The following is a 22,609-nucleotide window of genomic DNA, read 5'->3' on the forward strand; positions in this document are numbered from 1 at the left end:
ACCGAAGCCGACGACTGCGGATACGGGGAAACGATCAGGAGATCTGTTGAGCAGTAGCGACCTGGACGGCCAGTACGAGGTCTTCCGCACCCTTCTGGACGTGGCCACTCCGGCCGAAGCCGTGAAGAAACTCCAGATCCTCCAGCTGCCCGAAGAACAGATCCAGCAGCTTCGCGAACTTCACGAGCAGCGCATGCTGCAGGTCAGGGAACGCGAGGAACCTCGGACAGTCGTACACGGCAATCGGGACACCTGGTACACGGGCCCGCGTGACACCGACGTCGCGTGGCCTGCGGTGCGCCGCATCCAGGAGGAGAACGGATGGCCCGAGAAGGCGATCACGGATCTCGACAACGCCTCCACCCGCATCGTCTCGCTGCTCAGCCACCCCAAGGAGCGTGAATTCAGCACCCGCGGTCTGGTCGTGGGATACGTACAGTCCGGCAAGACGACGAACTTCACCTCCGTCATGGCGAAGGCCGCCGACCGCGGCTACAAGCTCTTCATCGTTCTCGCCGGTATCCACAACGGGCTGCGCAAGCAGACCCAGGCACGCCTGGTGCAGCAGCTCGTCGCGCCCAATCCGACGCGCTGGTCGCAACTTACGGGCCTGGACAAGGATTTCGTCCCCCCGGAGAACGCGCAGTCGTACTTCGGCGACAGTAACCAGACGCATGTGGTGTGCGTGGTGAAGAAGAACGCCACCGTCCTCCGCAAGTTCGAGAAGTGGCTGCGCTCCGCCTCGGCCTACCTACAGGACGCGCCCGCGCTGGTCATCGACGACGAAGCGGACCAGGCCACTGTGGCCACGACGTCGATCAACCCGCTTATTCGGAATATTCTGGACGCCCTTCCGAAGTCCGCGTACCTCGGCTACACGGCCACGCCCTTTGCGAACCTGCTGATCGACCCCTCGGCCGACGACCTGTACCCGAAGGACTTCGTCGTCAATCTGCCGAAGCCCGAGGGTCACTTCGGCACGGAGGTGCTCTTCGGCCGGTATGCACTGGACGACGAAGACCCGGCCGACCTCGACGACGGCTACGACATGATCCGCAACATCCCGGACGAGGACGTTCACAACGTACGCCCCGCCTCCCGCGCCGATATCGACGGATTTGCACCCACGATCACCGAGACTCTGCGCGAGGCCGTCCACTACTTCTGGCTGACCACAGCCGCCCGCAGAGTGCGGGGCAAGGGAAACCCGCACTCCACCATGCTGATCCACACCAGCGTGAACACCCAGGTGCACAACAGTTTCCAGAAGCCGCTGGAAAACCTCCGCGCGCGCATGCGCGAGTGCCTGGATGACCCCGTCACCATCGACCGGTTGCGAACCCTGTGGGAACACGAGACCAAGCAGGTTCTGGCCGAGGAATTCGGTGAGGCGAAGGTTTCCTTCGAGGAGCTCTGGTCGGAATTTCCCGCCGTCCTGGACGACTGCCGCGTCATCATGGACAACTCCAGCAGTGAGGACCGCCTCGATTACGACAACGGGCCGGTCGTGGCGATCGCCGTCGGTGGAAACACTCTCTCTCGAGGGCTGACCCTCGAGGGGTTGTCGGTCAGCTACTTCGTGCGCGCCGTCTCCGCGTACGACACCCTGCTGCAGATGGGTCGTTGGTTCGGCTTCCGCAACGGGTACGCGGACCTGCCACGCATCTGGATGACCGAGGAGCTCCAGCGCTGGTTCCGACACCTGGCCACGGTCGAGACCGAGATGCGCCGCGACATCGACGTCTACATGCGCGAGGACGAGTCGCCGATGTCCTTCGCCGTGCGCCTGCGCACGCACCCCTCGCTGCGGGTGACGGCCGCGGCAAAGATGAGGTCTGCGGTGCACGCCGCATCTGCGTACGGCGGACGCCGTATCCAGACACGGTACTTCCACACCAACGCAGAGTGGTTGCAGAGCAACCAGGAGGCCACCCGCGAGCTCGTCGCCCGCTCCTGCAGAGAGGCGAAGCAACGCGATGACGCTCCGGAGCGGGGACGGTACGTCCTCCGTGGCGTTCCCCACGAACACGTGCTCCGGTTCCTGGAGTCCTACGCATTCCATTCGGAATCCCAGGACTGCAACGCCCAGCTCCTCAGCGGGTACATCGAAAAGCGGGTTCGCGTCGGTTCGCTGCGGCAGTGGAACGTTGCCATCGTCGGAAACCCCTCCCGTGACGTGGACGACGACTTCGAGTTCGCACCCGGCGTCCGGGTGGGGCGCGTGACCCGAGCCCGGATGCATTCCTCGGTTCCGGATTATGCGGACATCAAGACCCTCATGAGCCGCGCGGACGCCGCGGTCGACCTGGAGGGTGTCCGTCGGGGGCTGGCCGAGGAAGACATCAAGAGGGAGCGCAAGCGCCTGCTGCCTCACACAGGGTTGATCGTCCTGTACCCGATCGACAAGCACTCGGCCCCGGCGGAGCGCCGCAAGCACCTGCGTGAGCCGCTGGATGCCGAGGACCACGTCATCGGCGTCGGGCTGGTCTTCCCTGAGCCGGAGAGGACCAGGGACGACAGCACCGTGAGGTGGGACGGCAGCTACATCTCCGCCGACCTGTCCGGTGTCCAGATCGAGGAGGAGGACTACAGCCCGGTCGAGTCGGAGGACATGGCGTGAAGGGGGCGTTCCGAGCAGCGGTCGAGGAACGTTGGAGAGACCTCACGGACACGCCCGCGTCCGCACCGCACAGGCTGCGTACCGCGCCGCTGCCCGTAGCGACGGCGAGCGGCGATCTGCTCGCCGCGGTAGACCACGGCGGACATCGGCACCTCCTCGTGCCCATAGCCTCCCACCAACGGGTCAGGCAGGGGCTGGACGGCCCCGTGCTCCAGCTGCGCAAACGCCCGTTGGAGGACGACGAGGTCTACCAGACCTACGCCGACCTCGGCTGTCTCCGACACGACCTGGACGACGTGTTCACCGGGCTCTGCGAGGACATCCTCGAAGAGATCCACGCAACGGGAACCGGCACCGGCCCGGCACCCGGCGGCCCCAGCCCGGTGCGGGCCCTCTACCGCGTACTCGACCGCTGGCAGTCGTTGTTCCGTACCCGCGGATCCTCATTGACAGTCGATCAACTCGCCGGTCTTTTCGGCGAATTGACCGTTCTCAACCGTCTTCTGGAGAGCGATCCCAGCGCACATCGTCTGTGGGGCGGCCCCACCGGGCATCGTCACGACTTCACCACCGGCAGGGACGCCGTGGAGGTCAAAGCATCCACCGGGAACGACGCACTGCGGATACGGGTGCATGGGTTGCGCCAGCTGGAAGCGCCCGACGGCGGTGCCCTACAGCTGTGCTGCTTCCGTTTGGAGCGCGCCTCCGAACCTGTACCGAGCGCGAGCGTCGTGGATCTGGTGGAACGGGCGATGCAGCTGTGCGACGACGAGAGCGCGCTGTTGGGGCTGCTGGCGCAGGCCGGGTACCGGTCCGTCGACGCGGGCCGGTACCGCTCGGTGCGCTTCCTCGTCGCCGACGAGCGCTGGTACGACGTCCGCCCGGACTTTCCTCGCCTGACCGCTACCGACCTCTCGGCAGCCGACGTTCCGATCACGGTGGAAAACGTGCATTACACCGTCGACCTGACTGTCGAACCACCGCGTCCATTGCCGTCGTCGCGAGTGGAGCGGCATCTGGCGTCACTGCTGGAGGGAACCGAGTGACGGAGGACTCGCGGGAGCCGCAGTGGTACGCCCAGCCGTTTCCGCCCGAGGGCGCGAGTGCCGCCGAGGGCATCCGTAATCAACTCGGACGTCCCGAGCTCGACCTCCTGACCATCCTGGTTCGCGAGGCCGCGCAGAACAGTTGGGACGCCCGGGACCCGGACCGTTCAGGGTCGGTGCGGTTCGGCGTCGAGCTGGGCACCGTCAGTCCCGCGCACGCCGACAACTGGCGCACGCTGCTGCAGAACAACGCACCGAGACGGGAGCAACTGCCCCTGCGTCAGGCTCTGCTCCGACCGACCATCCGGACAATGACGGTCTCCGACCGCGGGACGAGCGGACTCGGCGGACCGACACGCGCCGACCAAGGTTCCTCGGACGGGCAGGACTTCGTCGCCTTCGTGCGGAACGTGGGAGAGCCCCGCGACAAGGAGTACGGAGGCGGGACGTACGGCTTCGGCAAAGGCATCTTCTATCTGCTCTCGGCCTCCGGCACGGTGCTCGTGCACACCCGCTGCCGCACCCCGGAAGGGGTCCTGCAGACCCGTCTGATCGGCAGCGCGCTCTGGAACAGCTACCGCACGCACGCGCCCGACGGCAAGGAGCGTCGCTACACGGGCCGCCACTGGTGGGGCGATACCTCAGGCGAGGTGATCGAACCCCTGCTGGACGAAGCGGCTGAGGATGCTGCCCGGCGGCTGGGACTGAAGCCCTTCGCCCCGGAGGAGACCGGCACGAGCATCGTGGTGATCAACCCGCACCTCGACGACCTGGAGCCGGCCGAAGCAGCCGCGTACATGGCGGACACGATGGCCTGGCAGCTGTGGCCGAAGATGTTGGAACACGCTGACGGCACCGTTCCCATGCGCTTCTCCGTGACCTGCGACGGACGTGACGTCCCCGTTCCCGACCCGTGCACCAGCCGCCCATTGAGCCTCTTCGTAGAGGCCTATCGGCAGATGGAGAGCTCGGAGGGGCAAGAGCTCCTGTGCCACCGGCCGCGCAAGACGCTGGGACGCCTGGGCCTGGTGCGTCGCCTCACCCCCGCCGCCCCCTCTTCTCGCGCCATGGAGACGGTGCAGATCGAATCGGCTGTCCACCATGTGTGCCTGATGCGTTCCGCGGAACTCGTGGTCACGTACCACGCCTGCCGCAAACCGGGCTCGGAACACATCTCGTACGCCGGTGTGTTCCGGGCGAGTGCGGAGCTGGACGACGTGTATGCGGCCGCCGAGCCGCCCACGCACGACGCCTGGAACCCCCAGTCGTTGAAGTCTCCCGGCAACAGTTTCGTGCGGACCACCTTCACCCGGCTCAAGGAGTCGGTGGAGGAGTTGCTGGAGTTGGGCGGCTCGGCGCGCGGCTCGAGCCAAGTGGCGTTGGGCGCGGCCAGCACGCGGTTCTCCTCTCTGGTCGGCGGAGCCTGGGGCATCGGTGGGGCCACCGACTACGGGGGCGCAGCGGGACGCGCAGTCGCCGCACCGGACGAGGACGAAGAGACCGCGACGATCCCGGGACAGAGCCCCGCTCCCGGAGCGGGCTCGCCCGGGGGGTCGACCGGGAGGCCCGGCTCCGGGGCCGCCCGGGCCGAGCAACTTCCCCTGGCCGGCACGCGGTCCGGAAGCCCGCGCCCCCGGGTTCAGTACGTGGGGGAAGCCACCTACGAGGAACGTGAGGGCACGGCCGTGCTCGTGCAATCGTTCCGGCTGCCGGCTGCCGTGGTCCAGCGCGTCGTAGTGGACCTCGCCGTCGCCCTGCCCGGCGTCGGGAACCGCGAGACGGACCCGCCCCTCGGCGCACGCAAACCTGAGCTCGTCGGCTGGGAGGATCCGGAGGGCAACCTCCACACGGCCCCCACCTACGTCATCGAGGGCGGCGACGACGCGGTATGGCGCGCGATCGTACTTCCCGCTCCCGACACGATCACGGAGATCGCGGTGCGGACCCGGGCGGTGAATGCCGCATGAGCAGGCTCGCACTTCCCTATCGTGTTCCGCCCGCCTCCGCTGTCGAGGCAGAGGAGTGGCAGCTCGTCGTCGAGGGCGAGAACACTCCGCTGCCCGAGGCCATCGGCGACTGGGACTACCAGATGGACCTGGAACTGCAGCGAACGGTCCGAGTCGACCTCCCACGCATCCGCTCCGGGGCCGGCCTTCCCGACGGCGCTCGACTCACCCTCGCGGCGGTCTGGACCGCCACGGGATCCAATCTGCGCGGCGCCGTACAGCGAGTTCCCCTCAGCGGGGACGGAGTACGGACCGTGGAGCTGCGGGGCAGGCTGCGGGGAGCTGAGCTGGGCGGTGTTCTGACGCTGGACACCGTGCTGGTCCTCTCACGGGTCGGCAGCACCGTCCCACCATTCACAGCCCAACGTCACGGCGCCCTTCTCTGGAACGACCAGTCCGCACTTCGTCTCCAGGGCGACGCCCCCCAATTCCCGATGAGCGTCGTCGACTTCGCTCGTACCTCCTTTCCGGACAACGCCGCATGGCATCTCCAGATCGGCTCCAAGCTGAGTGCCGCTGCCATGGGGTCCCTCCTGCTACTGGTGAACGAGCAGAACGAGACGGTCACCGAGGCGTTCAAGAACGCCGCCAAGCCGCGTCCGCTCGACCGGGCCGTTCTGTCGACCGTCTATGCCGACTGTGCACGGGTGATGGTCGAACATGCCCTTTCACAGGAGGAGTTCGTCGACGAGGCCGACTTTCCTGCGGATTCACTCGGCGCCACGCTCAGCAACCTCTTCCATCAGCTCTTCCCCGGTTCGACCATCCACGATCTTCGCCTCCGGCGTGACAGCTCACCGAGCCTGTTCACCACCGAGGTGCAGGCCGCGACCGGCATCTTCCAGGAGGGGTAACGAATCATGGCCCTGCTGTACCCCCGCCTTCTCGCCGGCCAGGCCAAGCCGCTCCACCAGGAGTACCGCGAGCTGCCCATCGCGGAGCTGAGCACCCACGTCACGACACGCCACGAATCCGCGGTGTACGTGGCCACCGGCGGTGACCGGGTCGGTGAAGCCGATCTCCGCGCGCTGCGGGAGCGCGTACTAGACCTGGCTCGAAGCGCGGGTTTCCCGAACGAGCCGTCCCGCTCGGCCCGCGCCACCTTCGACATCGAACTCGCCGCCGTACTACACGCCGAGATGGATCTGATGCCGGCCGAGGCGGCCTCCGGCGACATGTGGGCATTCCTCGCGCTGGCCGTGCTCCCCGACGTCGCCCACTGGCGCTTTCCCCGGCCCCCTCGCGAACGAGTCCTGGCCACCGACCTCACCCGTCATGTTTTCGGTCGCCTGTGGTGGCGTGCCCAGCTGGTCCACGACGCAGGCGCCGCGGCCCCGTACGCAGCCCTGAACATCCTCGGCGAAGCCGCCTTCGACCAGATCTACGCCCGCCGCAAGGCGCTCGGCGGCAGCCCCCATCTCGTTCGCAGCATCCTCCGGGTCTGGAACACGCTCACGTTCGAGAACCTCAACGAACGGGAGATCCTCCGCGACTTCCTCAAGCGTCTGCTTCGGCTCGCCCCCTTCGTGGTCTTCGAGGCTCTGGAGGACGGAGAATTGGACGAGGAACTGGCTGCCGTCGCCGCCGAGGCGGTGGCAGCGGCCCGCTCCGCTCGCACGCCGGAAGAGCCACCCTCCGATGCGGGCGGCAAGCTGCCGCCCGTTGCCGCGTCGGCTCACCTCCCAGGGTCTCGGCCTTCCACCATCGATGTTCCGCCCGAGAAGCCCTCGCCGGAGGCCGGCCCCACCTTTCTCGACGTCTGCGCAGGCGCCGGCGGCCTGGCCCTCGGGCTGGAACAGGCGGGTTTCACCCCGGTCATGCTCATCGACAACCGGTCCGTGGCCTGCGAGACCCTGCGCCTGAACCGTCCGAACTGGGACGTGCGCGAAATCGACCTGATCGGCTTCGAGCCCGACCGGCGAGACGACTACGCGCACGTCCGCAACGTGGATCTCCTGTCCGCCGGCCTGCCGCGCCTCAAGGGCGCGGCAGCTGTCAATCGCGGACGCGGTAACAACCACGAGCTCGACGTCCTCAGAGCGACGCTCGATATCACCGCCGCGGTGCGGCCACGCGCGTTGTTGATCGAGAACATCCCGAACCTCGTGACGGACGGGGAGTACGAGCCCATCCGGCAGTACATCGCCGAGCGGCTGGAGTCGCTCGGCTTCCGGCACCGCTGGTGCCTGATCAACGCGGTGGACCACGGCGTCCCGCAGGATCGGAAGCAGGGCGTGCTGGTGGCGTTCACGGGTGATGCGCTCGACGCCTTCCAGGTCCCCGAGCCGACATCGGGGCCTTCGCTCACGGTGGGCGAAACACTCGCCACGTCGATGGCCGCACGCGGCTGGCCCCAGGCCGAGCAGTGGGCGGTACAGGCCGACCAGGTCGCGCCCACCCTCGTGGGGGGTTCCTGGGATCGCGGAGGTCCCGATCTCGGCCCCACTGGCTCCAAGCGGAAGTGGGCGCGTATGGGGGTCGACGGCGGCACGGTGGCGAACGACGTCCCCGGCCCCGGCTTCCGTTGGGCTCCCGACTACGGCCGGTACGGCATGATCGCCCTGACCGTCGAACAGACGGCGCAACTCCAGGCCTTCCCACGAGAATGGCAGTTCGCCGGCCGCAAAACGGCCCGATACCGGCAAGTCGGGCACGCCTCACCACCTCCCGTCGGGGCAGCACTGGGGCGAGCGATCCGATCCGCACTGGAGAAGGGATGACGCCGGGTACAGCCCGCTGCCCGGCGCGACTCCTATAGACTCAGCCCTCATGACCGACGCACCGCCACACCAGCCCCGACCTGCGGATTTCCGCATCGTGGACCTTTTTGCCGGTCCTGGTGGCCTGGACGTGGCGGCAGCCGCACTGGGAATTCCCTCGATCGGTATCGAACTGGACCCCAACGCGTGCGAGACACGCAAGGCAGCCGACCTCAAGACGGTCAACGAGGATGTGAGCAAGCAGCGCCCCATTGATTTCCATGACGCGAATGTCCTGGCAGGTGGGCCGCCCTGCCAGACCTTCTCCGTCGCCGGAATGGGCGCGGGGCGCCGCGCCCTGGACGAGGTCCTGAAGTTCGTTCAACGTCTCGTCGACCGAGACGACCGGGACCGGATCGATGCCGACCTTGCCCTGCTGGACGACGCGCGCACCGGGCTTGTCCTGGAACCCCTCCGATGGGCACTCGAAGCAATCGACAACGAACAGTTGAGTCGCTACGAGTCCATCGTGCTGGAACAGGTCCCGGCAGTACTTCCGGTCTGGGAGGCGTTCGCCGATGTACTGGAAGCCGAGGGGTATTCCACTCACTGCAACGTGCTGCACGCCGAGGAGTACGGAGTACCGCAGACCCGTCGCCGAGCGGTCCTCATCGCACGGGCGAAGGGCCCGAACCGGAGCAACGTCGCCCTCCCGCCGGCCACCCACCACCGTTATCAGAAGGGCAAGGAGCGCCCTCGGAGCGATGCCACACGCGCGACATGGGTGGCGATGGAGGACGAGCTCACCGAGAGGCGAGCACCGTTCAAAGTCGTCTCCAATTACGGCACCGGAGGCGACCCCAAAGCACGAGGCAGGCGCCGCTCCTGCGAGCCCTCGGCGACGGTGACCGGTAAGAACTCACGGAATCGCCTCGTGACCGACGACGCCGCGGAAAGGGACCTCGGCCGCTTCAGCTCCCGCGAGGCAGGCCGACTCCAGACGTTCCCTGCGAACTACCCGTGGGAGGGACGGGACATCGCCCAGCAGATCGGCAACGCGGTCCCCCCTCGCCTGGGTGTGCACGTACTCTGTGCGGCACTCGGGCTCGGCGTCCCCACCGAACCCGTGTGGGAACGTCTCCGGACATGGCCCGTCCCCTCGGACCAACTGCCGGACTCCGCCTTCCTTTCGGAGGGGACTCTGTTCGACGCTTCCTCTCAGCAGTAACCGGCCCCCCGCAGCCCCCGCACCACCTCCCCCACGAACGCCACATCCGCCTCCAGCCAGTCCACGTCGAAGGCGGTTTCGGGGGTGAGCCAACGGAGTTGGTCGTGGTCCTGAAGTGGCCGGGGGTCGCCCTTGAGGAGTCGTACCTCCCAAGCGCTCAGGACCAGGCCGGGCCTGAGGGGCCATTCGCCGGGGAGGCGGCGTACGGGTTCGGTCTCGACGCCCAGTTCCTCGCGCAGTTCGCGGACCAGGGCCTCCTCCGGTGTCTCGCCCGGTTCGGCCTTGCCGCCGGGGAGTTCCCAGCGGCCTGCGGCCTCGGCGGGGGCCGTGCGCCGGGCGGCGAGGAATCTGCCGCCGTCGCACAGGGCACCGGCGACCACCATTCGCTGTTCCTCGTTGCCGCTCATGTCCGCAAGGCTACGGCGCGTCCCGCAGCGGACGTCCGCATCGGTAACGGCGGTTCGACGGGGGCCGGTTGGCCGCGCCCCACCCCCTCACCCCCCCAAGCCTCCTTGATCTCGTCCACCCCCAGGAAGATGAGGGCGACGTCCTTGAGGTCCTTGGTGAGGGGTTGGCCCTTGCCCTTGCGGACGACCTTGATGGCGTTGATGACGCGCTTGACGCCGGACTTCTTCACGATCTTGGCGACCTTGACGATCTTGCTCGCCGGGATGAGTGCCCCCGCGACCGCCGCCGTGATCAGGCCGGCGCACTTGATCCAGCTGCGCAGCTCGGGGCCGGTTTCCGCCTATTCGTCGAGCCAGGTCTGAACGGCCGGTCCGCCCTGGTCGAGGAACTCGTCGGGGACCTGGGCGAGCAGGGTCAGGTACTTCTCGGTCTCGGCGTCGGCGACGGCGACGGCGTAGAACTCCTCGTCCGCAAGAGTGCCAGCGCGCGTCCGGCCGTGTCCGCGGCGAGGACGGCCGTCGCGGTGAGCCCGGCGGCGGTCACCGCTGTGCGGCGCACGAGCGTGCGGGACATGGGACGGGACCCGGGCACGCGGGTCCCCCGGCGGGTCGGTGATCAACGGGCCCGCTACGGGAGTTGGGCGGGTCGGCAGGGCCAGGGCCCCGCGAGCTGCAAGATCATCCTGGCCGGACGGCGGCGGTACCGGTATCCCACGTCGGGCCTCCTCCGGAGGGAGGGGAGGACGAGTGACGAGAGTTCGACTATTCTGTTTTTGAGAATAGACGGAAAGACCGGCTAGTGGAGCGGGGAGGGCTTCCGGTGGTGGTCGCGAACGCGGCATGGGTGCGGGCGGTGCTGCCGCTGTGTCTGCTCGGAGTGCTGGAGTCCGAGGAACGCAGCTACGGCTACGCCCTGTTGAACAGGCTCGACGCGGCTGGCCTGGGCAAGGTCAAGGCCGCGACGCTGTACCCGGCGCTGGCCCGCCTGGAGGAGGAGGGCGCCGTGGAGGTCGAGTGGGGCGCCGGAGAGGGCGGCCCCGGGCGGAAGTACTACCGCATCACCGCGCACGGACGGGCCCGGCTCGGCGAAGAGGCCGCGGCCTGGGGCGAGTTCACCTCCGCCGTGGGCGCGCTGCTCGGGCCGGACGCGGACACCGGCACCGCGGAGCCGAAGGCCGGGAAGCGAACGGGGCGGCACGGAGGGGGAAAGGCATGAACACCAGGGACACCGAGGCTGGGGGCGACGCGGACGAACAGTGGCTGGCCGAGGCCCAGTTGCGGCTCGCGCTCAAGCACGACGCGCCGCCGGAGCTGCTGGAGGAGATGGCGCGGGAGGTCCGCGAGACGGTCGCCGCGGAGGGGTGCACCGCGCGGGACCTGTTCGGCTCACCGTCGGCCCACGCGCGCACCGTGGCGCGGGAGAGCATCGGCGAGGAGTACCGCTCGCGGCTCGACCTGCGGGGGACGACTCCGGGGGAACGGCTGGCCGGTTCGGTGGCCACGCTCGGCGTCATCGGCGCCTTCCTCGCGGTGGCGCACTGGATCGCCGACGGCCTGTGGGTGGAGTTCGGCTGGGCACAGCTGGCCGCCACCGGGTCGGTGGCACTGACCGCGCTCCTGGGCGGAGTCGCGATCGCCGCGTGGTCGGCGGGACGGCTCGGCGGGACGCGGTGGTTCGCCGTCGGCGCGCTCGCCACGGTGGTCGCGGGCGCCACGTCGGGCGCGTGGCTGCCGGACGGCGTCCTCGGCACCGTCCCGGCCCCGGCCCTGGCGGCCGGCTGCCTGGCGCTGGGTGCCGCGGCCGTGTGGTGCCCCCGTACGGCGGTGGACCGCTGGTTCGTCCCGGATCTCCGCCCGGGTGAGGACGAGCGCTGGCTGCGCCACCTGACGGGGCTGCTGCGCGGCCGGCACGGGATGACGGCGGCGGAGGCGCGCGACCGCGTGACGGAGGCCCGTACGCACCTCGCCGACTCCGGGGGCACGGCCCTGGAGACCTTCGGCTCCGCCGAGGTCTACGCGATGCGCCTGTCCGACGGCCCGCGCCGGGAGGACCGCAAGGACCGGCGCAGCCGGTACGGCGTGACGGCGCTCGCCGTCCTGCTGGCCGTGATGTTCGCCGACGAGCTGCGCGCACCTCAGCCGTCCTCCGCCTGGTTCTGGTTCTACACCGTCGCGACGGTGTTCTGGATCGGCTACGCGGCCCGTATGTGGCACCGCTCGCTCCGCGCGGGCGCCTCGGGACGGAACGACGGCTGACGGCGCACGGCGACGCACCGCCTGCCGAATGCAGGTGACCGACGGGAAAACCCTGCATTCGGCAGGAGCCTGACCAATCCGCTTCTTACAGTCGGAGGGGCCCACGCTGCCATGACCACTGTCGCCGTAGCCGACGATGACGCCACCGGACGCGGCGAGTTGGCCGCCGCGCTGCGGGAGATGCCGGGCGTCACCGTCACGACCGTCTGCCGGACCGACGACGATGCGGCGCTCGCCGAGGTCGAACTCGCCGCCCCCGACGTCCTGTTGCTCGGCAGCGTGTCCGCGCCGCCGCAGGACGCCTGGGCACTCGCCCGGCGGTTCACGGGGCCCCGGCCGGTCATCTCCGTGGCCGGGTACGGCGGGTTCCCCTCCCCCGGGCCGCTGGTGCACACCCTGCACGGCCTCTTCCCCGCGGCCGCCTCCCCCGCTGCGTACCCGCGCTCGCCGCCCGCGCGGGGTACCGGGACATGCGCGCTCGCGACGGACTGTCCCGGCTGACGCGGCGTGAGCTCAGCGTCCTCGAACTGCTCGGCCGGGGGCTCGCCAACCGCGAGATCGCGCGCAGCCTCGGCCTCCGGCCCACGACGGTGAAGGACCACATCCGGGCCGTCTACACCAAGTGCGGTGTCCAGAACCGGGTCGAGGCCGCGCTCCTCGCCCACGGCATCCCCGTCCCGCCCCTCCCCGACGGGCCCGTGCCGCGCGGCTCCGAGGCACCGCCCGCCACCCCCTGCCTCTGCCGACGGGGCCCCGCCCGCTCTCACCCGTACGGGATGAGCGCCCCCTACCCCTCGCCCAGCTCCTCCAGGGCCCGGTAAGCCTCGATGGTGCGTGGATGGTCAGGGCCAAGGGTTTCGTGGCTGAGGGTGTGGAGGCGGGTGTAGGTGTCGGTGGCCTCGGTGCGGTGGCCCACGGTGAGGTGGGCGGCGGCGAGGTTGCGGAGGCTGTCGAGGCTCTCGGGGTGTGCGGGGCCGAAGGCGGCGGAGCGGCAGTGCCAGGCCGCCGTGTGTGCCTCGACGGCCTCCTCGTGGCGGCCGAGGCGGGTGAGCGCGTGGGCCAGGTTGTTGAGTCCGCGGCCGCGGCCGACGTCCTCGCCCAGGCCGGTGAACGCCTCGACGGCCTGCCGGTAGTGCTCCACGGCCTCCTCCGTGCGGCCCGAACGGGCCACCGCACCGGCCAGGTTGTTCAGCGCGCGTGCCTCGCCGTCCGCGTCCGACGCCTCGCGGAAGGAGGCCAGCGCCTCCGCGTACACCCGGGCGGACTCCTCCGGTTCCCCGGCCGCCAGCAGGGATCCCGCCAGGCTGGAGAGGACGGGGCCGCGGCGTACGCTGCTGTGCCCGAGGTCGGCGGCGGCCCGGCGGCCGAGTTCCACGGCCTCCGTGAGGTCGCCGGTGTTGCCCGTCCAGTCGTACCGGACGCGCAGGGCGCTGCTCAGGCTGGCCAGGACGGAGGCGCGCTGCGGGATGTCCGGGTCCAGCCGGAGGACGGCCTTCCGGCCCTCCCTGATGGCTTCGTCCAAGTGCTCCTGGTCCCGGGTGAGTTCGGCCAGGGCGTGCTGGGCGCTGATCATGTTGGCGATGGTGGCGCTGAGCGCCGGGTGGCCCGTCTCGCGCTCGTGCAGGTGCTGGGCCTCGCGCAGGTGCCCGACGGCCCGGCGCAGGTCCGGCTCGGACGCGGGGCCCGCGAGCTGGAAGCGGGTCATGAGCAGCAGGCCGAGGTTGGAGAGGATGGTGATGCGCAGCGGTCCCGGGGGGGTCGCGGTGAGGACCTTCTCCAGCGGCGCGATCGCGGCCTCCACGTCCTCGGTGCGCGGCGGCACCCCGTTCGGCGATTCGAGGATGCGCCGCGCGCGCTCCGCGGTCTCCCGGTCGATGCCGCTCACGCCGGTACCGGTGTCACTGTGCTGACTCATTGCCCTGCCCCGTCTGCAGACGTGCGGTGATCCAGATCGTCGCCAGTCCCTGGTCGAAGAACTCGTAGGTCTCGTCGCCGCGCTGCACCCGCAGCAGCGGCGGCTGCCCCTCCGGCTGAGGGGGCTGCTCCGCGCCGCGCGGGGGCGGTACGCCCGAGCTGTCCGGCAGCTCGATCCGGATGCCGCCGGTCACGTCCCGCACCTGGAAGGAGGTGCCGATCCGCGGGTCGCCGTCCACCTGGTTGGTGTGCGTCCCGGGCCGGGGCCCGGCTTCGGCCCCGGGCGGCCCGTACGCGGCGGTGGCGCCTCCGGTGACGGGGGCCGTGCCGTACCCGCCGGGGGCGGACGGCGCCGGCGGCGGGCCCGGTGCGGGCGGGCCCGCCATGACCCCCGGTGTCCCGCCCCCGACCGCCCGCTGGATGCGGTGGACCTCGCCCCACAGGGCCTCCCAGTAGGTGAGGGAGAGGACGCGGCCGTCGGCGTTGCCGGCGCGTTCGGCCTGCTGGTTGAGGTGGACGACGAGGACGCGCAGGACGTCGTAGGTGGCGGGTACGGAGGTGCCGTGCAGCCAGGCTTCGACGAGTTCGCTGGTCAACTCGTGCTTGCCGGGCAGCTGTTGCGTCACCTCCCCGCAGAGCTCGGCCAGTTCGGGGCGTTCGGCGTCCTCGTACAGGCGCCACAGGGCCCGGGTGAAGTCCTGCCTGGCGCTGTCCATGTCCTCCCCCGGCGTGCCTCCCCGTCCCGCGCGGTCAGGCTACTCGGGCGCCCTCGTCCCCGTCAGCACTCTCCTCCACGTATCCCGGCGTGGAGGAGCGGACGGGCGGTCAGACCGAGGCCTCGGTGAGGAGTTCGAGCTCCTCGTCGAGGAGTTCGGTGTCGGCCATGGCCAGCAGGGTGGGGAGCTGGCCGAGGTGGCGGGCGCTGGCGACGGGGGCCGTGACGGTCGGCCGGGCCGCGAGCCAGGCGAGGGCGATGGTGGCCGGTTCGGCGTCGTGCGCGAGGGCGACGGCTTCGAGGGCGCGGAGGACGCTCCGGCCGCGTTCGGTCTCCAGGTACGGGGCGGCCTTCCCGGCGCGGGCGCCCGTGGCGTCCTGCCCGGCCCGGTACTTGCCGGTGAGGAATCCCGCGGCGAGGGCGAAGTACGGCATGACGGCGAGGTTCTCGCGTTCGGCGATGCCGGAGAGTTCGCCCTCGTACGCCTCGCGCTCGACGAGGTTGTAGTGCGGCTGGAGGGCGACGTAGCGGGCGCTGCCGGTCTCGGCGCTGAAGTCGAGCGAGGCGCGGAGCCGGGCCGGGGAGATGTTGGAGGCCGCGATCTCCCGGAGCTTGCCCTCGCGTACCAGCTCGTCGAGGGTGCCGATGATCTCGGAGACCTCGATGCTCTCGTCGTCGTAGTGCGTGTAGAAGAGGTCGATGCGGTCGGTGCGCAGGCGGCGCAGGGAGTCCTCGACGGCGGCCCGGAGCGTGGCGGGGGCGAGGCCCTGGTGCTGCGGGTGCGCGCCGGCCTTGGTGGCGACGACGATGTCGTCGCGGTTGCCGCGTGCGGCCATCCAGTCGCCGATGACGGTCTCGGACTCGCCGCCGCTGTTGCCCTCGATCCAGGCCGAGTAGACGTCGGCGGTGTCCAGGAAGTTGCCGCCCGCGGCGGTGTAGGCGTCGAGGACGTCGAAGGAGGTGGCCTCGTCGGCGGTCCAGCCGAAGACGTTGCCGCCGAGGTTGAGCGGGGCGACGGAGAGGCTGCCGATGCGGTGGCGCCGGTGCAGGCCGGTGCGCTTCCCGGGGGCGTGGTCAGGCGTGTGGTCAGGCATGGGGGCGACCGTAACGCGCACGCGCGGCGGCGGCGAGCGGCCGGCGGGAGGGGGCCGGCGGCCTCGGTGTCGGGGGGTGGTCCACCGGGGCCGCCGGAGTGGGTGGGGTGCGCGGAGGGCACCCAGCGCCGCCGCCCCGTCCCCTCCTGACGCGTACCGCCGGGCGGCCGCGCGGTGGGGCGCGGCCGGGCCCTGCGGCGCGAGGCGGCGGCGTGGCCGGTGAACGGTGCGTGGGGGAAGGGGAGTTGAGGGGCGGGGGCCCGCCCCTTCAGGTCTCCCGGGTCAGACGTTGATGCCCTTGCCGCGCATCCAGGCGAGCGGGTCGACGGCGGTGTCGGAGCCGCCGGGGCGGACCTCGACGTGCAGGTGGGGACCGGAGGAGTTGCCGGTGGAGCCGACGCGTCCGATGACGTCGCCGGTGTTGACCTCCTCGCCCGCGCTCTTCGTCATGGACGAGAGGTGGCAGAACCACAGCTCGGTGCCGTCGTCCAGCTCCAGCACGATGCGGTAGCCGAAGGAGCCCGCCCAGCCGGCTTCCTTGATGGTGCCGGTGTGCACGGCCTTGACGGGGGTGCCGGTGGGCGCGGCGAAGTCCTGGCCGGTGTGGTCGCTGGCCCACATGCCGCCGGAGTCGCCGAAGCCGGAGGTGAGCTGGAAGTTGGAGAGCGGGGCGGTGAAGCTGCGGGCCAGCTTGGCCAGGCGCTCGGCCTCGGCCTTGCGGCGCTTCTCCTCCTCGATCTTGCGCTGGCGCTCCTCCTCGGCCTCGCGCTCGGCGGCGGCCTTCTCGGCCGCTTCGACGCGGGCCTTCTCGGCGGCCTCCTGCGCGGCGGCCTCGCGGGCCTCGGACTCGGCCTGGTTCTGCTGGGACTCGGCCTGGGCGACGATGCGGGCGCGGAGCGCCTCGCCGGCGTCGGTCTGGCCGGAGGCGGCGTCCTCCTCGGTGATGCCGGCGCCGGTCAGGGGCGCGGCGGCGACGACCGTTTCGTCGGAGGAGTCGCCCGCCATCAGGCTGCCGATGCCGGGGAGTTCCTCGGCGTCGGGGAGCTGGCTCGGTATGTCCTTGACCGAGGAGGCGAGGTCGGGCATGGAGATGGAGGAGGCGCCCTGGTCCTTGGCGGTGGCCATGCCGCCCGCGCCGACGGCGGCGATCATGCCGACGCCGAGGACGGCGCCGCTGCGGGCCATGCCGCCGCCGCGCTGCTTGGCCACCCGGTGGCGGCCGCGGACGGGACGGATGGACTCCTCGGTCGGGTTCCACTCGCCCCAGGACTCGCCGGCCTCGCCGCCGGGCGGGCCGTAGGCCGTGAGCTCGGACGCCTCGAAGGCACCGGTGTCGGTGACCGTGGCGGTGGCCGCCCGGCCCGCGTACGGGTCGGCGGCCGGGAAGGCGGCGGTGTCGGCCGTGCGAGGTGCGGTCAGGCCGGACACGTCGCTCGGACCGAACGGGTCGTACGGGGCGTACTCGTCACCTGAGGAGTACGCGTCGTACGAGGTCTCGGGGGCATGCCTCTTCGACGCCACGGGGGGCGTTCTCCTTTCCTTCCTTCTCGCCTACCGGGTTAGCTGACGGGTTCGGAGCAGGAAGGTCTCCTACGGACAGGTGTCCCGCGGACGGGACGTGTCCGATTCACCCCATCCCGGCGATCGCGCCCGCGGTGGACGGGCGGCGGCCGACGGGACCCTTCGTGCCTGCGAAGTGCCAGGCGAGAAGGGGTGGTTCCCCGGCTCCCTCGGTGCGCTGTTGACGAGTGGTGGCTCGTGTCGGCGCACGTGCGGGATTAGGCGACGGCGCACGGTGTCGTCTCTCGTGACGACAGTGACGACCGCGCTGCGTTATCGAACGGTAATGGAGGGCGGCCCGTGATTCCAAGCCGTTCCGGAAACTTTTGTCACCGTCCTGGCCTGCGCTTTCCCGTTCAGATGGGGTCAATTGGGGCGCGTCATCACCGGAGTTGAGGCGTTCCGTCGCGGAGGGTGACGAAGAACGCACCCCCGAGGGGGCGTCAGATCACGGTTCCGTGGGGTCACGGCCGAGCGGCGCATGATCACCTCTTCCTCACGCCGCCTCCACAACCACCCGCCGGGGCCCGCGCGTTACCGTCCGGGCCGCCGCTCCGGCCCCCGGTGCTGGACGGCGAGGAGGGCCATGTCGTCGCCGGTGCCGCCGCCGGTGTGCCGGTCGACGTCGACGACGATCTCGTCCAGCAGCTCGTCGGGGCCGGCGAAGACCGAGCCGGAGAGGCGCTTGTCCGGCTCGTAGAAGTCGCCCGCGTGGTTGCGGGCCTCCGAGAGGCCGTCGGTGTAGAGCAGCAGCTGCGCCCCGTAGGGGAAGGGGACTTCGTCCGCATGGTCGGGCCAGTGGCCCAGGTCGGGCATGCCCAGCGGCAGCGCGGGCTGCGAGGGGACGCAGAAGCGGGCGACGCCGTCGGCGAGCAGCAGCGGCGCGGGGTGCCCCCGGTTGACGAAGCGGAGCGTCTGCGGCCGCCCGGCCGGGATCTCGGCGAGCGCGGCGGTGGTGAACCCCTCGAAGTGGTCGAGTCCCTGGCGGCGTTCGCCCTCGCGGCGCAGCGCGCGCTCCAGGCGTCCGGCGACGGCTTCGAGGGTGCTCTCCTGCTCCGCCGCCTCCCGGAAGGCGCCGATCACGATGACGACGGCCTCGACCGCGTCCATGCCCTTGCCCCGCACATCGCCCACGATCATGCGGACGCCGTGCGGGGTGTCCTGGACGGCGTAGAGGTCGCCGCCGATGTGCGCGCCGGTCTCGGCGGCGCGGTAGCGCGCTGCGATGTCGAGGCCGCCGAGCCGGGAGGGCGGGACGGGCAGCACGGCGAACTGGGCGGCCTCGGCGATCGTGCGGGCCGAGGCGAGGGCGTCCCCGCCGCGCCGGGTGAGGAAGTTGATGCCGAGGGCGAGTCCGGCGACGGCGGTGACGGTGGCGGCGAGGGTGAAGCCGCGGCCCGCGCTGTGGTGCGCGTCGGAGACCAGGATCACGCAGAGCACGCAGACCGAGAGCAGGCCGATCAGGCCGGTGCGGAGCGCCGAGGAGAAGGGGGCTGCGGCGAGTGGTGCGGCGGCGAAGAAGGGGGTGCCGGTGAGGTGGTAGTCGGAGAGGAAGACGGAGCCGATGCCGATGCCGATCAGGCCCGCGGGCAGCCAGCGCGTGAGGCCGCGCACCAGCGGCGCGGCGAGGGGTTCGTAGCCGATGACTCTTCTTCTCCGCGGCGCCACCTTCCCAATTTGACCCGCTTTGCCCGGGCAGGCCAGTTGATCATCACTCTCCGCGCACGCTTCCTGTGGGCACTCCCCCGCCCGGCACGTTCCACTGGAGTACGGGCCACCCGCACCCCCGAGAGGAGGCCGAGTACGTGGGCACTGGACGCGCGGCCGACGAGTACGAGGCCCGCCTCGGCGAACTCCACTGGCTGCCCCGCTGGATGCGCTGGCTGCCCGCGGTCTTCCTGGTCGCGGCGCTGATCCTGGACGCGGCGCTGCCGCCCCGCTACGTCTTCGGCTCGCTGCTCGGCGCCGCCGTCGTGATGACGGCGCTGTTCCAGTCGGCCTACCGGGTGGCCGCGATGGGCGTGCTGAGCACCGCCCTGCTGATCGGCGTGCACTGGCTCGACGGCGATCTGAGCCTGCGCATCATCGGCGTGGTCAGCACCCTGGTGGTCATCACGGGCGTCTCGGTGCTGCTGGCCACGGCCCGCGACCGGGCCAAGGAGCGGCTCAGCCACGTCCAGGTGGTGGCCGAGGCCGCGCAGCTCGCGCTGCTGCGCCCGCTGCCCCGCAGGCTGGGCCCGGTGCGGCTCGCCGGTTTCTACCAGGCGGCCGACAACGAGGCGCTGATCGGCGGCGACCTGTACAGCGTCCGGCCGACGCGGTACGGCGTGCGCGCGATCGTCGGCGACGTGAAGGGCAAGGGGATCGGCGCGACGGAGACGGTCGCGACGGTCATCTCGGCGTTCCGCGAGGCCGCGATGGTCAGCCCGACGCTCGACGACGTGGCGCAGCGGATCGAGGCGGCGATGGCGCTGGACCGGGCCGACGCCGCCTCCGGCGCCTCCCGCACCCCGCCGGAGTTCCCGGACGCCGAGGAGGAACTCTTCGCGACGGCCGTGCTGCTGGAGTTCCCGACCGGCACCTGCGACGTCCGCGTCCTCAACCGGGGCCATCCGCCGCTGATCCGGCTCGGCCCGCAGGGGGCGTCCACGCTGGAGACGGAGTACGGCACCCCGCTCGGGCTGGGCGAGCTGATGGACCACTCGCCCGCGCCGGGCATCTTCTCGCTGACGCCGGGCGAGATCCTCGTCGCCTACTCCGACGGGGTGGCCGAGGCCCGCAACGACGCGGGCGAGTTCTACCCGCTGCGGGAGCGGCTGGACGCGCAGTTCCGGGACGGCGGGGGCGTGAGCGGCGGCGGCGCGACGCACAATCCGCACGCGCTGGACCCGTCCGAGGTCGTCTCCTTCCTCCAGGGCGACGTGGCGGCCTGGACGCCCGCGCTCAACGACGACGTGGTCGTGGTCGTCCTCCAGACCGGCGCCGACGACCCCGCGCCGGAGCCGTCCGACGCCGGGGCACGCGCCGGGCCCTGAAGCCCGGGTGCGGGGCAGGCGTAGCGTACGGGCGGTGAAGGACTGGGATCTGCGGAAGTTTCAGGTGCTGCGCGAGCTCCAGCGGCAGGGCACCGTCACCGCCGCCGCGCAGGCGCTGTCGCTGACGCCCTCGGCCGTCTCGCAGGCGCTGTCCGCGCTGGCGCGGCAGGTCGGCGGCCCCGTCGTGGAGCCGGACGGGCGGCGGGTGCGGCTGACGGAGCTCGCGCACGTGCTGCTGCGGCACGGCGAGGCCGTGTTCGCGCAGCTGGAGGAGGCCGAGGCGGACATCGCGGCGCATGTGCGCGGCGACGCGGGCGTGGTCCGGATCGGCTCGTTCGCGACGGGGGTCGGGCCGCTGGTGATGCCCGCCGTGGCGGCGCTGCGCACCGCGCACCCGCGGCTGGAGGTACAGGTGCGGGAGGCCGAAGCGGCGGACGTCTACGACCAGTTGGAGCGGGGCGACATCGACGTCGCGCTGTCCCTGGCCGTCGAGGCGCCCTCGGGCTCGGACCGGAAGTTCACCCACTTCCCGCTCCTCGCCGACCCGCTCGACGCGGCCCTCCCGGCCGGCCACCGCCTGGCCGGCGCCGGGGACGGGCTCCGGCTCGCCGAACTGGCCGACGAGCCCTGGGTGTACGGGGCCGCGGGCCCCTGGCGGGAGATCACGCTCGCGGTCTGCGCGGGCGCCGGGTTCACCCCGCGCGCGGCGCACACCGCCTCCGACTGGGGCGCGATCCTCGCCATCGTGCAGGCCGGGCTGGCCGTCGCGCTGATCCCCCGGCTGGTCGACGCGCGGCGCGAGGGCGTGGCCGTGCGGCTGCTGTCGGCGGACGAGGGCGAGGGCCGGCCCCGGCGGCACGTGGTCGGCGCGGTACGCCGGGGCTCGGAACGCTCCCCGCTGCTGCGCGAGGCCGTCCGGGCGCTGCGGCAGGCGGCGCGGGAGCGGGAGCGGGCGGGGAGCTCTCTTCAGTCACGCTGAACGGTACGTGCGGTTTTTTGCGATGGACGTGAAGCATCGGGTGGCGCGATGCTCCAGGGGCCGCGCCCCTACCCGCTTCAGGAGTCACCCCCGGTGAGCCAGACCGCCACGACCGCCCCCGCCTCCGCTCCTCCCGGCGGGCCGCGCCGGTCCGCCGCCGTGCGCGGCATGGCGCTGGCGACGACCGCCACCGCCGTCTGGTCCGGCAACTTCGTCATCGCCGAGGGCATGTCGCACACCGTCCCGCCCGTCCAACTCGCCTTCTGGCGCTGGACGATCGCGCTGCTCGCCGTCCTCCCCCTCGCCCTGCGCCCGCTGCGCCGCGAGTGGCCGGTGCTGCGCCGGCACCTCGGCTTCGTCTCACTGGCGGCGCTGCTCGGGGTGACGCTGTTCAACACGCTCATCTACGTCGCGGGGCAGTCCTCGCCCGCCACCAATCTCGGGCTGATCGCCGCCGCCTCGCCGCTGGTCATCGTGCTCGCCTCGCGGGTGCTGTGGCGGGAGCCGATGGGCGCGGCCCGCTGGGCGGGCAGCGCGCTCGCGCTGGCCGGGATCGCCGTCCTGGTGACGAAGGGCTCGGCCGACGTCCTGCTCGGGCTGCGGTTCTCCGCCGGGGACGGGTGGATGACGGTGGCCATGCTCGTCTTCGCCGGGTACAGCCTGCTGCTGCGCCGCAAGCCCGAGGGGATCTCCTCGCTGACGCTGCTGCTCGCCACCTTCGGCCTCGGCACCGTCTTCCTCGCCCCCGCCTACGCGGTCGACCTCGCGGTGCACGGCACCTTCCCGGTGGACGGCGGTACGGCCGGGGCGCTGCTGTACGTGGGCGTCGCCTCGTCCGCCGTCGCCTACTTCGCGTGGAACAAGGCGATCGCGCTGGTCGGCGCGGCCCGCGCGGGCATCGTCTACTACCTCCAGCCCGCCTTCGTCGCCGTCCTCGCCTACCTCGTCCTGGGCACCCCGGTGAACGCGCCGCAGGCGGTGAGCATGCTGCTGGTGATCAGCGGCGTGGCCCTCGCGGCACGGCGCCGCACCGGGAGCTGACGGGCGCGC

Annotated in this window: 21 protein-coding genes and 1 riboswitch; of the genes, 13 read left to right on the forward strand and 8 right to left on the reverse strand. The window is 71.3% G+C overall.

Annotated elements, in window-relative coordinates; all coding sequences use genetic code 11:
- The first annotated feature begins 46 nt into the window (after nt 1-46).
- The 6 genes from HCC30_RS14290 to HCC30_RS14315 are packed head-to-tail and all read left to right on the forward strand — an operon-like array spanning nt 47 to nt 9,599.
- Complete coding sequence (locus HCC30_RS14290) at nt 47-2,620, forward strand: Z1 domain-containing protein (RefSeq protein WP_169442903.1); 2,574 nt, start codon at nt 47-49, stop codon at nt 2,618-2,620.
- Nucleotides 2,617-3,666, forward strand: a complete 1,050-nt coding sequence (locus HCC30_RS14295) for a PD-(D/E)XK motif protein (protein WP_169442904.1) — start codon at nt 2,617-2,619, stop codon at nt 3,664-3,666. The genes HCC30_RS14290 and HCC30_RS14295 overlap by 4 nt, the downstream gene beginning before the upstream one ends.
- Nucleotides 3,663-5,633: a hypothetical protein gene (locus HCC30_RS14300; protein WP_169442905.1), complete on the forward strand. Its 1,971-nt coding sequence runs from the start codon at nt 3,663-3,665 to the stop codon at nt 5,631-5,633. Before HCC30_RS14295 ends, HCC30_RS14300 begins: the two co-directional genes overlap by 4 nt.
- Entirely contained in the window at nt 5,630-6,526 is an 897-nt protein-coding gene (locus HCC30_RS28270; protein WP_206323835.1) for a hypothetical protein, read from the forward strand. Before HCC30_RS14300 ends, HCC30_RS28270 begins: the two co-directional genes overlap by 4 nt.
- Nucleotides 6,527-6,532: 6 nt before the next feature.
- Nucleotides 6,533-8,392, forward strand: a complete 1,860-nt coding sequence (locus HCC30_RS29170) for a DUF6339 family protein (RefSeq protein ID WP_346776628.1) — start codon at nt 6,533-6,535, stop codon at nt 8,390-8,392.
- Between the two features lie 49 nt (nt 8,393-8,441).
- Nucleotides 8,442-9,599 (forward strand): DNA cytosine methyltransferase, encoded by a 1,158-nt coding sequence (locus HCC30_RS14315; protein ID WP_169442906.1) that lies wholly within the window; start codon nt 8,442-8,444, stop codon nt 9,597-9,599.
- On the opposite strand, the gene HCC30_RS14320 is transcribed toward HCC30_RS14315, so the two are convergent.
- The 3 genes from HCC30_RS14320 to HCC30_RS14330 all read right to left on the reverse strand — a co-directional run bounded on the left by HCC30_RS14320 (nt 9,590) and on the right by HCC30_RS14330 (nt 10,626).
- Nucleotides 9,590-9,982: a (deoxy)nucleoside triphosphate pyrophosphohydrolase gene (locus tag HCC30_RS14320; protein ID WP_169443115.1), complete on the reverse strand. Its 393-nt coding sequence runs from the start codon at nt 9,980-9,982 to the stop codon at nt 9,590-9,592. The genes HCC30_RS14315 and HCC30_RS14320 overlap by 10 nt on opposite strands.
- Before the next feature lie 20 nt (nt 9,983-10,002).
- Nucleotides 10,003-10,236 carry a hypothetical protein gene (locus HCC30_RS14325; protein WP_169442907.1) on the reverse strand — a complete coding sequence of 78 codons (234 nt, stop codon included), beginning with the start codon at nt 10,234-10,236 and terminating at the stop codon, nt 10,003-10,005.
- 111 nt (nt 10,237-10,347) lie between these two features.
- Nucleotides 10,348-10,626 carry a hypothetical protein gene (locus HCC30_RS14330; RefSeq protein WP_169442908.1) on the reverse strand — a complete coding sequence of 93 codons (279 nt, stop codon included), beginning with the start codon at nt 10,624-10,626 and terminating at the stop codon, nt 10,348-10,350.
- 200 nt (nt 10,627-10,826) lie between these two features.
- Here HCC30_RS14330 and HCC30_RS14335 point away from each other — a divergent pair, with 200 nt between their 5' ends.
- The 4 genes from HCC30_RS14335 (at nt 10,827) to HCC30_RS14350 (ending at nt 13,083) form a co-directional block, all read left to right on the forward strand.
- Nucleotides 10,827-11,222, forward strand: coding sequence for a PadR family transcriptional regulator (locus tag HCC30_RS14335; protein ID WP_346776629.1), 396 nt, complete (start codon nt 10,827-10,829; stop codon nt 11,220-11,222).
- Nucleotides 11,219-12,262, forward strand: coding sequence for a hypothetical protein (locus tag HCC30_RS14340; protein WP_169442909.1), 1,044 nt, complete (start codon nt 11,219-11,221; stop codon nt 12,260-12,262). The genes HCC30_RS14335 and HCC30_RS14340 overlap by 4 nt, the downstream gene beginning before the upstream one ends.
- Before the next feature lie 111 nt (nt 12,263-12,373).
- A complete protein-coding gene (locus HCC30_RS14345) occupies nt 12,374-12,763 on the forward strand; it encodes a hypothetical protein (RefSeq protein WP_169442910.1) in 390 nt (129 codons plus the stop codon).
- Nucleotides 12,733-13,083, forward strand: coding sequence for a helix-turn-helix transcriptional regulator (locus HCC30_RS14350; RefSeq protein WP_169442911.1), 351 nt, complete (start codon nt 12,733-12,735; stop codon nt 13,081-13,083). The genes HCC30_RS14345 and HCC30_RS14350 overlap by 31 nt, the downstream gene beginning before the upstream one ends.
- Here the strand turns inward: HCC30_RS14350 and HCC30_RS14355 are convergent.
- The 5 genes from HCC30_RS14355 to HCC30_RS14375 form a co-directional block, all read right to left on the reverse strand.
- Nucleotides 13,050-14,177, reverse strand: coding sequence for a tetratricopeptide repeat protein (locus HCC30_RS14355; RefSeq protein WP_169442912.1), 1,128 nt, complete (start codon nt 14,175-14,177; stop codon nt 13,050-13,052). The genes HCC30_RS14350 and HCC30_RS14355 overlap by 34 nt on opposite strands.
- On the reverse strand, nt 14,161-14,892 hold the full coding sequence (locus HCC30_RS14360) for a hypothetical protein (RefSeq protein ID WP_169442913.1): 732 nt from the start codon (nt 14,890-14,892) through the stop codon (nt 14,161-14,163). The genes HCC30_RS14355 and HCC30_RS14360 overlap by 17 nt, the downstream gene beginning before the upstream one ends.
- 109 nt (nt 14,893-15,001) lie before the next feature.
- On the reverse strand, nt 15,002-15,985 hold the full coding sequence (locus tag HCC30_RS14365) for an aldo/keto reductase (RefSeq protein WP_169442914.1): 984 nt from the start codon (nt 15,983-15,985) through the stop codon (nt 15,002-15,004).
- A gap of 282 nt (nt 15,986-16,267) precedes the next feature.
- Nucleotides 16,268-17,506, reverse strand: coding sequence for a M23 family metallopeptidase (locus tag HCC30_RS14370; RefSeq protein ID WP_346776630.1), 1,239 nt, complete (start codon nt 17,504-17,506; stop codon nt 16,268-16,270).
- A 12-nt stretch (nt 17,507-17,518) separates the two neighbouring features.
- Nucleotides 17,519-17,742, reverse strand: a riboswitch (cyclic di-AMP (ydaO/yuaA leader).
- 337 nt (nt 17,743-18,079) lie between these two features.
- Nucleotides 18,080-19,213: a PP2C family protein-serine/threonine phosphatase gene (locus HCC30_RS14375; RefSeq protein WP_346776631.1), complete on the reverse strand. Its 1,134-nt coding sequence runs from the start codon at nt 19,211-19,213 to the stop codon at nt 18,080-18,082.
- 137 nt (nt 19,214-19,350) lie between these two features.
- Between HCC30_RS14375 and HCC30_RS14380 the strand changes: the two genes are divergently transcribed.
- The 3 genes from HCC30_RS14380 to HCC30_RS14390 all read left to right on the forward strand — a co-directional run bounded on the left by HCC30_RS14380 (nt 19,351) and on the right by HCC30_RS14390 (nt 22,600).
- Complete coding sequence (locus HCC30_RS14380; RefSeq protein ID WP_169442915.1) at nt 19,351-20,580, forward strand: PP2C family protein-serine/threonine phosphatase; 1,230 nt, start codon at nt 19,351-19,353, stop codon at nt 20,578-20,580.
- A 34-nt stretch (nt 20,581-20,614) separates the two neighbouring features.
- Nucleotides 20,615-21,559, forward strand: coding sequence for a LysR family transcriptional regulator (locus HCC30_RS14385; protein ID WP_169442916.1), 945 nt, complete (start codon nt 20,615-20,617; stop codon nt 21,557-21,559).
- A gap of 93 nt (nt 21,560-21,652) precedes the next feature.
- A complete protein-coding gene (locus HCC30_RS14390; RefSeq protein ID WP_346776632.1) occupies nt 21,653-22,600 on the forward strand; it encodes a DMT family transporter in 948 nt (315 codons plus the stop codon).
- Nucleotides 22,601-22,609: the final 9 nt, after the last annotated feature.

Source organism: Streptomyces sp. HNM0574 (genome assembly GCF_012726235.1).
GTDB lineage: Bacteria > Actinomycetota > Actinomycetes > Streptomycetales > Streptomycetaceae > Streptomyces.

Coding starts and splice junctions, on each gene's coding strand:
- HCC30_RS28270 (WP_206323835.1), top strand. CDS start 5,630: ATGAGCAGGCTCGCACTTCCCTATCGTGTTCCGCCCGCCTCCGCTGTC.
- HCC30_RS29170 (WP_346776628.1), top strand. CDS start 6,533: ATGGCCCTGCTGTACCCCCGCCTTCTCGCCGGCCAGGCCAAGCCGCTC.
- HCC30_RS14315 (WP_169442906.1), top strand. CDS start 8,442: ATGACCGACGCACCGCCACACCAGCCCCGACCTGCGGATTTCCGCATC.
- HCC30_RS14320 (WP_169443115.1), bottom strand. CDS start 9,982: ATGGTGGTCGCCGGTGCCCTGTGCGACGGCGGCAGATTCCTCGCCGCC.
- HCC30_RS14340 (WP_169442909.1), top strand. CDS start 11,219: ATGAACACCAGGGACACCGAGGCTGGGGGCGACGCGGACGAACAGTGG.
- HCC30_RS14345 (WP_169442910.1), top strand. CDS start 12,374: ATGACCACTGTCGCCGTAGCCGACGATGACGCCACCGGACGCGGCGAG.
- HCC30_RS14350 (WP_169442911.1), top strand. CDS start 12,733: ATGCGCGCTCGCGACGGACTGTCCCGGCTGACGCGGCGTGAGCTCAGC.
- HCC30_RS14355 (WP_169442912.1), bottom strand. CDS start 14,177: ATGAGTCAGCACAGTGACACCGGTACCGGCGTGAGCGGCATCGACCGG.
- HCC30_RS14360 (WP_169442913.1), bottom strand. CDS start 14,892: ATGGACAGCGCCAGGCAGGACTTCACCCGGGCCCTGTGGCGCCTGTAC.
- HCC30_RS14365 (WP_169442914.1), bottom strand. CDS start 15,985: ATGCCTGACCACACGCCTGACCACGCCCCCGGGAAGCGCACCGGCCTG.